This is a genomic window from Thermodesulfobacteriota bacterium, from assembly GCA_040758155.1.
Classification (GTDB): Bacteria; Desulfobacterota; Deferrimicrobia; order Deferrimicrobiales; family Deferrimicrobiaceae; genus UBA2219.
This window is the reverse complement of sequence record JBFLWB010000162.1, coordinates 1-12,097: the sequence shown is the minus strand read 5'-3', so window position 1 is coordinate 12,097 and position 12,097 is coordinate 1. Positions and strand designations below refer to the sequence as shown.

Genomic DNA, 12,097 nt, shown 5'->3' with positions numbered 1-12,097 from the left:
GGCCGCGCGGCCGGGTCTCCTCGACAGGAGGCGCCGATGAGCGGCATCGTTCCCTCCTCCCGAAGCCCTTCGGCCCGGCCGAGCTGGGGAGGAAGGTGCGGGAGGTCCTGGACGCGAACTAGCTAGCCGGCAGTAGCCTTGAAGGGACCCGCCTTCGCCAGGATGAGGGCCGTCAGGAACTCGCGGTTCAGCTTGGAGATGAACTTCACGTCGATGTCCTTCGGGCAGACCGCCTGGCACTCGTAGTGGTTCGAGCAGTTGCCGAAACCGCAGTCCCGCATTGCCTGGATCATCGCGACGACGCGCTCGGGCGCCTCCACCTGCCCCTGGGGGAGGGCGGCGAGATGGGAGACCTTGGCGCCGACGAAGAGCATCGCGGAGCCGTTGGGGCACGCCGCCACGCACGCGCCGCACCCGATGCACTGCGCCGCGTCCATCGCCTTGTCGGAGTCCGCCTTGGAGACCGGGATGGAGTTGCCGTCGGGCACGCCGCCGGTGTGGCAGGAAATGTAGCCGCCCGCCTGGATCAGCTTGTCGAGCGCCCCGCGGTCCACGACGAGGTCCCGGAGGATGGGGAAGGCGCGCGCCCGCCACGGCTCGATGTAGATCGCGTCCCCGTCCTTGAACTTCCGCATGTGGAGCTGGCAGACGGTGGTCCGCTCGAAGCCGCCGTGCGGGACGCCGTTGACGACCGCCGAGCAGGTGCCGCAGATCCCCTCCCGGCAGTCATGGTCGAAGGCGATCGGGATCCTTCCCTTCCGGATCAGATCCTCGTTCACCTGGTCGAGCATCTCCAGGAAGGACTGGTCCTGGCTGACGTTCCTCGCGATGTAGTTCTCGAACCACCCCGGCTCGTCCGGCCCCTTCTGCCGCCAGACGATCAGCTTCAGTTCCATCACTTGTAGCTCCTTACCATGAGGTGGACGTTTTCGAACCGGAGCGGCTCCTTGTGGAGCTCGGGAGGCGCGCCGGGCCCCTTGTATTCCCACGCCGCCGAGTAGCAGTAGTTCGGGTCGTCGCGCTTCGCCTCGCCGTCCTCGTACTGGTGCTCCACGCGGAAATGGCCGCCGCACGACTCGTTCCGGTGCAGGGCGTCGGTGCAGAGCAGCTCGGCGAACTCGATGAAGTCCTCGGCCCGGACCGCGTTCTCGAGCTGCTGGTTGAACTCCGCGGCCGTCCCGGGGATCCGCAGCTTCTCCCGGAACTCGTCCCGGATGCCGGGGATCCTCGCCAGCGCCTCGGTCAGGCTCTCCCGGCTGCGCTCCATCCCGCAGTGCTGCCACAGAAGCGCGCCGAGCTCCTTCCGGAAATAATTCACGGACCGGTCGCCCTTGATGGAGAGCAGCCGCTTCAGGGCGGCCTTCACGTCCTCCACGGACTTCACGCATTCGGTGTCGGAGGTCGAAACGCCGCCCGGCCGGATCCGCGCCAGGTAGTCGGCGATCGTGTAGGGGATGATGAAGTAGCCGTCCGCCAGCCCCTGCATCAGCGCGCTGGCGCCCAGGCGGTTCGCCCCGTGGACGGAGAAGTTCGCCTCGCCCAGGACGAAGAGCCCGGGGAGGTTGCTCATGAGGTTGTAGTCCACCCAGAGGCCGCCCATGGCGTAGTGGGGCGCCGGGTAGATCCGCATGGGCACCTTGTACCCGTCCTCGTCGGTGATCCGCTCGTACATCTCGAACAGGTTGCCGTACCGCTCGCGGATCACGCTCTCGCCCAGCCGCTCGATGGACTCCTTGAATTCGAGGTAAACGCCGCGGCCGGTCGGCCCGACGCCGCGGCCGTCGTCGCACTGCTCCTTCGCCGCGCGGGAGGCGATGTCGCGCGGGGCGAGGTTTCCGTAGCTCGGGTACTTCCGCTCCAGGTAGTAGTCGCGGTCCTCCTCGGGGATCTCCCCCGGCGGCTTCCCGACGTCGGACTTCCGCTTCGGGACCCAGCAGCGCCCGTCGTTGCGCAGCGACTCGGACATCAGCGTCAGCTTGGACTGGTGCTCCCCCGACTGCGGGATGCAGGTCGGGTGGATCTGGGTGTAGCACGGATTGGCGAACCAGGCGCCCTTCTTGTAGGCCTTCCAGGCGGCCGTGACGCTGCAGGCCATGGCGTTCGTCGAAAGGTGGAACACGTTGACGTAGCCGCCCGTAGCCAGGATGACGGCGTCCCCCACGTGGGAGCGGATCTCGCCGGTGACCAGGTCGCGGACCGTGATCCCCCGGGCGCGCCCCCCGATCACCACGAGATCGAGCATCTCGGTCCGCGGGAACATCCGCACCGTGCCCGCGCGGATCTGCCGGGAGAGGGCGGAGTAGGCGCCCAGCAGGAGCTGCTGCCCCGTCTGCCCCCGGGCGTAGAAGGTGCGGGACACCTGGGCGCCGCCGAAGGAGCGGGTGTCGAGGTAACCGCCGTAGTCCCGGGCGAACGGGACTCCCTGGGCGACGCACTGGTCGATGATGTACTGGCTCACCTCGGCCATCCGCCACGCGTCGGCCTCCCGCGCCCGGAAGTCGCCGCCCTTGATGGTGTCGTGGAAGAGGCGGAAGACGCTGTCGCCGTCGTTGAGGTAGTTCTTCGCGGCGTTGATGCCGCCCTGCGCGGCGATGGAGTGGGCGCGGCGCGGGGTGTCCTGGAGGCAGAACGCCTCCACGTTGTACCCCATCTCGCCGAGGGTGGCGGCGGAGGACGCGCCGGCCAGCCCCGTTCCCACCACGAGGATCCTGTACTTCCTCCGGTTGGCCGGGATCACCAGCTTCAGGTCGGAGCGGTGCCGGATCCAGCTCGTCTCGATCGGTCCCGTCGGCGCTTTCCCGTCAAGGATCATCTGTTTTCCCCTTATCGCGCGAAGACGCCGATGCCGGCGAGGATGAGCACGGGGATCATCCCGTACCCGACCAGGAAGAAGACGGCGACGGCTTTTCCGAACAGGACGAACCACGGCATGGCCTTCTCGTTGTTCATCCCGACGGTCTGGAAGATGCTCTGGACTCCGTGGGCGAGATGCAGGAACAGGACGCCCATGGCGGCGAGGTAGACCAGGGAGACCGGCCAGTTGCGGAAGGCCTTCACCACCATGGAGAAGACGTCGAACCGCCCCTGGGCGTCGGTTCCGAGGGCGGTGCCGGGAACGACGCGGATCGTGAAATGCAGCAGGTGGTAAAGAAGGAAGGCCAGGATCAGCAGCCCCGACCAGATCATCGTCTCCCCGGAGATGCCCGCCCGGATCCTCCGCTTCACGGCGTACTTCTGCGGGTTCGCCTTCCAGTTCTCCAGCGTGAGCATGATCCCCAGGCCCGCGTGGAGGAGGAGGACCGCCAGCAGGGCGAGGCGCACGCCGAGGAGGATGGTGGGCAGGATGTGCAGCCCGCTCGAATACGCGTTGATGTCGCCCGGCTGCCGCAGGATCAGGGTGTTGCCGAGCATGTGCACCGTGAGGAACCAGAGCATGAAGATTCCCGTCAGACTCATCAACGCTTTCCGGAACACCGAGTTCATGAACGTTGGCATGCCTTCCGCCTTTTCGCTGGGGTCTGGGCGTCGACGGTTGACGAGAACGGGTCGCATCTGGAAAACCTCATGTTAAATACGGGGATGCCATAAGTCAAATCAATGTTTTAATCCTTTAATCCGCCGAACGTCGCCTCTACGTACCTGCGCAGGTCTCCCTCGAAGTCGTGCCGGAACCCTCCCCGGTAGATCATGGCCGTCGCGATCTCCACGGCGGCGATCGCGCAGCGGTACTTTTCCGGGAGCCGCGGGACCCTCCTGCGGTACCGCGCGTCGTCCCGGAGGATGGCGGGCAGGTGGGAGAGCAGCGCCCGCCGCCAGGGCCGGGCGAGCGTCAGCGCGGGGCGCGCATGGAAGAAGTCGAACAGCCGGGCGTACCGCTCGTTGATCTCCGCGCTGATCGCGTCGGTGATGTCCGTGTACGGCCGTTGCGGGTCCTCCCGCTTCCGCCGGAAGATCGCCTCCGCCTCGTCCCCGGCGCGCTTCTCGAGGATCGCCAGCACGTCCCGGACGTACTCGTCCTTTCGGGCGAGGAACTCCTTCGTCGTCATCAGCAGGTTTCCGATGATCTCGTACGAAGAGGAGATGACGCCGCACTTGTTCGCGGAGGCGTCCCGGAGGATCGTCACGCCCGCCTCCTGGAGACGCGTTCTCGCCTCCGGCGTGAAGAACGAGTTCGCCCCCTCGACGACGACCCGGGCGGTCGGGACGCCGCCGGCGCCGAGGAACCGCCGCCAGTTGCTCCCGTCCACCGTCTCCGGGCGCCCTCCCGCGGGGATGAACAGGTCCGCCGGCACGGCGAAGACGAGCCGGTCGAACTCCTGGTTGAACTCGTCCAGCGTGACCCAGCCCGGGGAGACGCCCGCCTCCGTGCGGACCGCCCGCTTGAACAGCTCGCGCAGCCCCTCCGTCCGGCGCTCGTTCCGGTAGAGGAGGAACCCGCCGGGGTGGAGCCGCTCCGGCCGGAACGCCTCGAGGTCGCGGGTGAGCAGGATCCGCGAGAGCTCGGCGCGGTCGAGCCCTTCCGGGTCGCACAGCGCCCCCGATCCGTCGAGGATCAGGACGATCCGGGCCTTCGGGCAGTCGCGCAGCAGGATCCGCATGGCGTTTCCCGCCACGTCCCCGTTGGGGCCGCCGGTGAACTTGACGGTGAAGGCGTCGGAGCGGATGTCCGTCCCCGCCTCCCGCATGGCGACCTCCGCGAACTTGACGACGCCGGTCGAGGTCACGCCGTACTCCCGGTGGTTGATCCCCGCCTTCTTGCTCGAGATGATGCCGGCCCCGAGCATGTATCCCCGCTCGACCGAAAGGCGCGCGATCGTCTCGATCATCCGGTCGTGCATGTTCTCGTCGGGTCCCAGCTCGATCGGCTCCTCCCCGCCGTAGTAGTCGACGACGCGGGGCTCCTTCGCCCGGCCGTCCGCCGTGACGAAGATGTCAAGGAAGGCGTTGATGAAGGCGAGCTGCACCTTGTGCAGGCGCTGGGTCGCCAGCTCCCTCGAGTCCTGGCTCCGCGCCCGCACGATCGCCACCATCTTCGACCCGCCCTCGTAGATGTCCTTGTTCTTCAGGTGCTGGGTGTGCGCCAGGACGTAGCACTCCCGGAAGACGGCATTCGCCACGGTGACGTAGTCGTCCCGGCTCCTCGTGATGACGGTCCGCCACCCGCCGCGCGCGATGTCGGAGAAGCCGATGTGGTATCCCAGCCCGTTGCGCGCGAAGAAATAGGTGACGCGGAAGGGGCGCCCCGCCGGGAGGTCCGCGGTGAAGGCGGGTCCCAGGTCGTCCAGGTACGCGGGGTCGAGGCGGAACGCCAGGCCGGACTTCTCGGACACGTAGAAGTTCGTCTTGAGCGTCCTCCGGATGAACGAGAGGGCGGCGCGGAAGACCGACCTGCGGAACTCGTCGAGCTGCCGGTGGCCGGTGTTGTATTCCTCGACCTCCTTCTCCGCCTCGCGCAGCCCCGCCTCGGAGGCCGGGGCGCGGCCGGCGATCTCGGGATCGAACCGCAGCCCGAAGGCGCGCGTCAGCTTCAGGACGATGTCGGGGTGGGAGTGGAACGCGCGCGCCACGTCCTCCAGCGTGTAGCGGTGCGGCTGGTTGTGCGCGAGGCTGGTATGGCAGAAGCCGATGAAGGCCTCCACCAGCGACGCTTCCTCGCCCGTCATCAGCCGGGTCGTCACGTACCTGCGGTACGTCTCCGATCCGATGGAGAGGATCTGCACCCCGTGGAGCTCCCGGCGGAGGCGGCCGAACAGCGGGGAGTCCTTTTCGAGGAGCCCCCCGTCGCGGCGGACGACGTAGAACGTCCCGAGGAAGTACGGGTAGGACGCCGTGGAAACGACCATCGTGTAGGCGCGCCGGACCCCCAGCTCCAGCCGGTGGAAGACCTCCATGACCTGCAGGAGGTACTCCCTCCCCGGGGGGTTCGCCATGGCGAAGAGGACCCGGCTCTCCCGCCGCTCGCCGCCCGCCTCGGCCTCCGCGTCCTCGACGTCGATGTGGACCCCGCCGCGGCTTTTCGCCGTGCGGAAGAGCCACAGGAGGCGGGCGACCCGCACGGGAGGGGACAGCCGCACGTATCCGGGGTTGTTTGCCCAGAGGATCCGGAGCAGCTCCTCCCGCTCCATCGCGGGGACGGGCGGGGAGAAGCCCTTCAGCGCCTCCCGGATGCGGCGGCGGTGCGCGGGGGGGACCTGCGCGTCCCGGATGCGGGGGGCCCACGGTTCCGGCGTCCGCTCGAACTCGTACCGCTGGAACTCGAGGTCCCGTCCGGTCCCGGGAACGGGGCCGTAGGAATGGGCGAACTCTGCATAGGCGATGCGGCGGTCGAGCGACCGGAGCGTCTCGTTGAGGGAGCCCGGCGACGAGAGCCCCGCGACCATCAGGAGCTCCTCCCGGTCGGCGAGGATCACGCGCCGGTTCCGTTCGAGCGATCCCATGTGGAGGCAGAGGGAGGCGACCGCTTCCGGCTCTTCCCGGAGCGTCTGGAAGAAGATCCGGGGCATGTTCGCATGGAGCCATGCGAGCGCGCCCCGCGAAGTTTTGACGGCCTCCCCGATGTTTCGAAGGACGGCTCGATCCATGATGGTAATCTTATCTTATGCAGCGAAGGATCGTCACAACCCTTTCCCCCGTATACGGCGGTTATGCCCTCGCCCGGACCGAGGACTTCGGCGTCCTTTTCATCCGCGGGGCGCTCCCCGGCGAGAAGGTGGAGGTGCGCCTCGGGCAGCGCAAGAAGGATTACGCGTTCGCCGAGACGATCCAGGTCCTGTCTCCCTCCCCGTTCCGCGTCGATCCGCCGTGCCGGTATTTCGGGGACTGCGGCGGCTGCCAGATCCAGCACGCCACCTACCCGCACCAGCTCGAGATGAAGCGGGGGGTCCTCCAGGAGGCGTTCCGGCGGATCGGCCGGGCCGACGTCGTTCCGGCGCTGGCGCCTCCCGGCCCCCAATTCGGCTACCGGTACCGCGGCCAGTTCAAGACGGACGGGAATGCGGTCGGCTTCTTCGCCGAGCGCTCCCGCCGGCTGGTGCCGATCGCCCGGTGCCCCCTCATGCTGGGAAGGATCAACGTCTGCCTCCCCGCGCTCCGGGGGCTGGGAGAGATCGTCCCGGGGATCTCCGACATCCACGTGGCGACGGACGGGGAGGCGGCCGTCGCCTGGTTCCCCGGCGTGCGATTCGACCGCAGGATCGCCGACCGGCTCCGCGGCTTCCTCACGGGGGCGCGGTTCGAGGACCGCACGTGGGGGAAGGAGCGGATCACCCTCAAGCTGGGGGAGCTGGCCTACGGCGTCTCGGGCGGGGCCTTCTTCCAGGCGAACTGGCGGATGAACTGGACGCTCATCCGGCGGATTCTCGAGTTCGTCCAGGGCTCGCCCTCGGCCCGCCTGCTGGACCTCTACGCCGGCGCGGGGAACTTCGCGCTGCCGCTGGCGTCCCGCTTCGGGGAGGTCGTCGCGGTGGAGGAGGAGGCGCGCGCCTTCTCGGACCTGCGCCGGAACGTCCGGGAAAACTCCCTCGCGAACGTCCGGGCGATCCGCTCGAGCGTCGAGCAGTACCGCCCGGAGGGGCGGTTCGACGTCCTGGTCGTCGACCCGCCGCGATCGGGGCTTTCGGCGACGGCGCTGTCCCTCGCCCGCCGGATCGGCGCGGACGCGGTGTGCTACATCTCCTGCAACCCGGCGACGCTGGCCCGGGACGTCGCCGCATTGTCCGACCGGTACGCCCTCGGGCTGCTCCAGCTCTTCGACTTCTTCCCTAACACGCACCACGTGGAGGCGCTGGCGGTTCTTCTGCTCCGGTGATCCGGTTCCACCGGGCGGGGAGAAGATGCTAATATTCCCGGCGGGGGAGAAGCCATCGAAATGACGCTGGCATGGATCCACGTCGGATCGGCGCTGTTCCAGTTCGTCGCGGCCTGGAAGTCGCTCGCCTTCATCCTGGGCAGAAGGATCGGGCGGGTCTGGCTCCTGGTCTTCTCCGCCCTCCTCCTGAAAGGCGCCCTGTCGCTCCTGACCGCGTTCGCGATTTCCGGCGAGCCCGTCTCCCTCGCCGGATTTTCGGTCCCCGCCGTCGAGCTGTTCCTGTCGCTCCTGCTGGCCTCCGGCTTCCTCCTCACCGGGAGGTGGTTCGACTTCAAGGAGCGCCTCGAAGCCCGGCATGCATTGATCATCGAGGTGGACCGCTCCCTCGTCGGGTCGCTGGAGGAAGGGAAGATCCTTTCGGGGATCTGCGGCATCCTCGCCGGACGGCGCGGGTACCGCCTTGCGTGGATCGGGGCGCCGGAGGCCGACGGCTCCTTCCGCGTGCTCCACGCCGCGGGGGAGGCCGCGGGGCTTCTCGGGGAGCTGCCGTTCCGGTGGGACGACACCCCCTGGGGGCGCACGCCGCCGGGGATCTGCGCCGCGACGGGCGAGACCCGCGTCCTGCGGGACCGGGATCCGGGAGATGCGGCCCCGAGGGAAACGCTGCGGAAACGGGGCTTGCGGAGCTGCATCTCGGTCCGGATCGATCCCGCCTCCGTGCCTCAGAAGATCCTCACGGTGCACTCGGACGCGTCGGACGCCTTCGGCCCGCCGGAAGCTTCCGGGTTCGGGACGATGGCCCGCCGCATCGGGGACGCGCTCCAGTCCGCGCGGCGCCACGAGACCTTCGCCAACGCGAAGTCCTCGTACGACGAGCTGCTCCGGGCGCAGCGGGACGGCGTCCTGCTGGTGCGCGAGGGGAAGGTGGTGCGCGCGAACCCCGCGGCGGCCGCCATCCTGGGCTATCCCTACCCGGAGATGATGTTCGACCTGGACCCGGCCGCGATCCTCGCCGGAGGGAGCGCCGCCGCGTCGCTCCGGGCCGCCCTGCGCGGGCCCGTTCCGGAGGGGGGGCTCGAGGTTCGGGAGACGCCGCTGCGGCGGAGAGACGGCACCGTGTTCGACGGGGAGATCTCCGTAACGTGGGTCCCGCGAGGGAACCGGAAGGAGTCCTTCGTGCCGGCGCGCCACGGCCCGCTCGGGATGGCGATCCTCCGGGACGTCACGAACCGCGCCCGCATCCTGAGCGAGCTGCGGTCGGAGAGGGATTTCTCGACGCGGATCCTCGACATCGCCGGGGCGCTCGTGCTGCAGCTCGGCCGGGATGGGGAGGTCCTCCTCTTCAACCGCCAGTGCGAGGAGACCACCGGGTTCGCGGCGGAGGAGGTCGTCGGGAAGCGGATGGCCGGGTTCCTGATCGAGGAGCCGATGCGCGAGATCCACAACACCGCCCTCAAGGAGATCCTGTCCGGGCGCCCCGCGCCGTTCTCCCTGGAGACGCGGCTGCGCACCGCCTCCGGCGAGGAGCGGACGGTCTCCTGGAAATACGCCCCGCTGCACGGTCCGGCCGACGAGGTCTCCTCCGTCGTCGTCACGGGGATCGACGTCACCGACCGGCGCCTCCTCGAGAAGCAGATCATCGAGATGCAGAAGATGGAGGCGGTGGGGACGCTGGCCGGGGGGATCGCCCACGACTTCAACAACCTGCTCACGGGGATCCTCGGCAGCCTCGACGCCGCCCAGCGGCGGGTCGCCCCGGAATCGGGCGTTGCGGGACCGATCGCCGACGCCATCCGGGCCTCCGAGCGCGGCGTTCACCTGATCCGGCAGCTTCTCGATTTCTCCCGGCGCTCCCCCTCGGAGGCGCGTCCCGTCGACCTCGGGAACGTCGTCCGGGAGGTGGTGACCCTCTTCTCGCAGACGATCGACCGGCGCATCGAGATCACCGCCTCCATCGAAGAGGGGCTTCCGCCGGCGCTCGCCGACCCGAACAAGGTCCACCAGGTCCTGATGAACCTGTGCATCAACGCCCGCGACGCGATCCTCGAGACGCTCGACGCGAAGGACGCAAGCGCGAACCGCCCGCTCACGGGGTACTGGATCTACGTGCGCGCGGAGAGCGTGGCGGTCGACGACGACTATTGCCGCATCTTCCCGTACGCGCGGAAGGGGCGGTTCGTCCGGCTTTCCATCGGCGACAACGGCGCGGGGATGGACGATGCGCTGCAGCGGCGCGTCTTCGAGCCGTTCTTCACCACGAAGAAGATGGGGCGCGGCACGGGGCTCGGGCTTTCCACAGTGTACGGCATCGTCAAGCAGCACAACGGCTGGATCAACCTGGACAGCCGCCCGGGAAAGGGGACGACCTTCTGCGCCTTCTTCCCCGAGGCGGAGGGGGCCGTCGCGGAGCCGGAGCGGCCGGTGGACACGTCCCGTCCGATGGAGGGGACCGAGACCGTGCTCTTCGTCGACGACGAGGAGCTGATCCGCGACCTGGGCCGGATGGTGCTGGAGTCTTACGGCTACAAGGTGTTCCTGGCGGGCGACGGCAAGGAGGCGATCGAGCGGTACGCCGAGATGAAGGACCGGATCCACCTCGTCCTCGTGGACATGACGATGCCGCAGCGCTCGGGGCTGGAGGTGCTGCGGGAGATCCGCCGGATGAATCCCGGGGCGAAGGTCATCCTCTCAAGCGGGAACACCCCCTCCGAGGACATCGGGGGCGCCGTGTTCCTTCCCAAGCCGTACCGCGCCGACGTGCTCGCCCGCACGGTCCGCACCGTGCTCGACTCCGCACCGGCGGGGTGAAGTTGTCCTCGTCTCGCATTTAATGTCGTAAATTCTACATATTTGTCGGGCCCCTCCTCCGGCCACTTCTCCGGTTTCCCTCGCCGTTCCGCAATGTTGCGCGATGGCACGGCGGTTGCTCTCTCCAATCGCGGGTCGGCACCCATCACGATTCCTCAAGGAGGGAATTTCCATGAACACCGGAGACACCGCCTGGCTCCTCGTATCCGCATCCCTGGTCATGTTCATGACCCCCGGGCTCGCGCTCTTCTACGGGGGGATGGTGCGCAGGAAGAACATCCTGGGCACGATCATGCAGTCGTTGATCATCATCGGCCTCATCAGCGTCGAGTGGGCGCTGGTGGGCTACAGCATGGCGTTCGGCCCCGACCACGGGGGGCTCATCGGAGATCTGTCCTGGTTCGGCCTCTCCGGCGTCGGCCTCGCCCCCAACAAGGATTACGCCGCCACCGTCCCGCACCTCGCGTTCATGGTCTACCAGATGATGTTCGCCGTGATCACCCCGGCGCTGATCACCGGCGCGTTCGCGGAGCGGTTCAAGTTCTCCGCCTTCATCGTCTTCTCGCTCCTCTGGGCGCTGCTCGTGTACAACCCGGTGGCGCACTGGGTGTGGGGGGTCGGGGGGTGGATCCGGAACCTGGGCGCCCTCGACTTCGCGGGGGGGACGGTCGTCCACATCACCTCGGGGATCTCCGCGCTGGCGGCGGCGCTGGTCGTCGGGAAGCGCAAGGGGTTCGGCACCGAGAACATGGCGCCGCACAACCTGCCGATGACGGTGATCGGCGCGGCGATCCTGTGGTTCGGCTGGTTCGGGTTCAACGCCGGCAGCGCCCTCTCGGCGGGGGAGCTGGCGACCGGGGCGTTCGTCGCCACGCATCTCTCCGCCGCGTCCGCGACGCTGTCCTGGGTGTTCGCGGAATGGATCCACCGGCGCAAGCCCACGGTGCTCGGCGGCGCGTCCGGCTGCGTGGCGGGGCTTGTGGCGATCACGCCCGCCGCCGGGTTCGTGCAGCCGATGGCGGCCATCGCGATCGGGCTGGCGGCGGGAACGATCTGCTACGGCGCGATCATGCTCAAAGGGCGCTTCGGGTACGACGACTCCCTGGACGTGGTCGGCGTGCACTGCGTCGGCGGGACGTTCGGCGCGCTGGCGACCGGGCTGTTCGCCACCACGCTGGTCAATTCGGCCGGGGCCGACGGCCTGTTCTTCGGCAACCCGAAATTGCTTGCGATCCAGGCGCTCGCGGTGGCGGTCACCCTGGCGTACTCCTTCGCCGTCAGCTACGGGCTGCTCGTCCTGCTGGACAAGACGATGGGGCTGCGGGTCGAGCCGGATCACGAGAGGATGGGGCTCGACCTTTCGCAGCACGGGGAGGCGGGGTACAACTGGTGACCCGCAGGACGGATTCCTGGGACCCTCCGGGGAGGTGGTGGGCCGACCGCACTGATCCGGGGGAGGGGGGGGCGCGCGCGGGGCGCCCC

7 protein-coding genes are annotated in these 12,097 nt (G+C 68.6%); 3 read left to right on the top strand and 4 right to left on the bottom strand.

From position 1 onward, the window contains the following. Window positions 1-122 precede the first annotated feature (122 nt). The 4 genes from AB1346_11415 to AB1346_11400 all read right to left on the bottom strand — a co-directional run bounded on the left by AB1346_11415 (window position 123) and on the right by AB1346_11400 (window position 6,581). Window positions 123-896 (bottom strand): succinate dehydrogenase/fumarate reductase iron-sulfur subunit, encoded by a 774-nt coding sequence (locus AB1346_11415; protein ID MEW6721047.1) that lies wholly within the window; start codon window positions 894-896, stop codon window positions 123-125. Next, window positions 896-2,812: a fumarate reductase/succinate dehydrogenase flavoprotein subunit gene (locus AB1346_11410; GenBank protein MEW6721046.1), complete on the bottom strand. Its 1,917-nt coding sequence runs from the start codon at window positions 2,810-2,812 to the stop codon at window positions 896-898. The genes AB1346_11415 and AB1346_11410 overlap by 1 nt, the downstream gene beginning before the upstream one ends. Window positions 2,813-2,823: 11 nt before the next feature. Then, window positions 2,824-3,483 carry a succinate dehydrogenase cytochrome b subunit gene (locus AB1346_11405; GenBank protein MEW6721045.1) on the bottom strand — a complete coding sequence of 220 codons (660 nt, stop codon included), beginning with the start codon at window positions 3,481-3,483 and terminating at the stop codon, window positions 2,824-2,826. Window positions 3,484-3,602: 119 nt separating this feature from the next. Further along, a complete protein-coding gene (locus AB1346_11400) occupies window positions 3,603-6,581 on the bottom strand; it encodes an NAD-glutamate dehydrogenase domain-containing protein (GenBank protein ID MEW6721044.1) in 2,979 nt (992 codons plus the stop codon). A 17-nt stretch (window positions 6,582-6,598) separates the two neighbouring features. Between AB1346_11400 and AB1346_11395 the strand changes: the two genes are divergently transcribed. From AB1346_11395 to AB1346_11385, 3 genes are all read left to right on the top strand, one after another. Then, complete coding sequence (locus AB1346_11395; protein MEW6721043.1) at window positions 6,599-7,807, top strand: class I SAM-dependent RNA methyltransferase; 1,209 nt, start codon at window positions 6,599-6,601, stop codon at window positions 7,805-7,807. Between the two features lie 60 nt (window positions 7,808-7,867). After that, entirely contained in the window at window positions 7,868-10,615 is a 2,748-nt protein-coding gene (locus AB1346_11390) for a PAS domain S-box protein (GenBank protein MEW6721042.1), read from the top strand. 172 nt (window positions 10,616-10,787) lie between these two features. Further along, a complete protein-coding gene (locus tag AB1346_11385) occupies window positions 10,788-12,008 on the top strand; it encodes an ammonium transporter (protein ID MEW6721041.1) in 1,221 nt (406 codons plus the stop codon). Window positions 12,009-12,097 lie beyond the last annotated feature (89 nt).

Bases quoted from the DNA above. Each gene is read 5' to 3' on its own strand.
- AB1346_11415 (MEW6721047.1), bottom strand. From the start codon at position 896: ATGGAACTGAAGCTGATCGTCTGGCGGCAGAAGGGGCCGGACGAGCCG.
- AB1346_11410 (MEW6721046.1), bottom strand. From the start codon at position 2,812: ATGATCCTTGACGGGAAAGCGCCGACGGGACCGATCGAGACGAGCTGG.
- AB1346_11405 (MEW6721045.1), bottom strand. From the start codon at position 3,483: ATGAACTCGGTGTTCCGGAAAGCGTTGATGAGTCTGACGGGAATCTTC.
- AB1346_11400 (MEW6721044.1), bottom strand. From the start codon at position 6,581: ATGGATCGAGCCGTCCTTCGAAACATCGGGGAGGCCGTCAAAACTTCG.
- AB1346_11395 (MEW6721043.1), top strand. From the start codon at position 6,599: ATGCAGCGAAGGATCGTCACAACCCTTTCCCCCGTATACGGCGGTTAT.
- AB1346_11390 (MEW6721042.1), top strand. From the start codon at position 7,868: ATGACGCTGGCATGGATCCACGTCGGATCGGCGCTGTTCCAGTTCGTC.
- AB1346_11385 (MEW6721041.1), top strand. From the start codon at position 10,788: ATGAACACCGGAGACACCGCCTGGCTCCTCGTATCCGCATCCCTGGTC.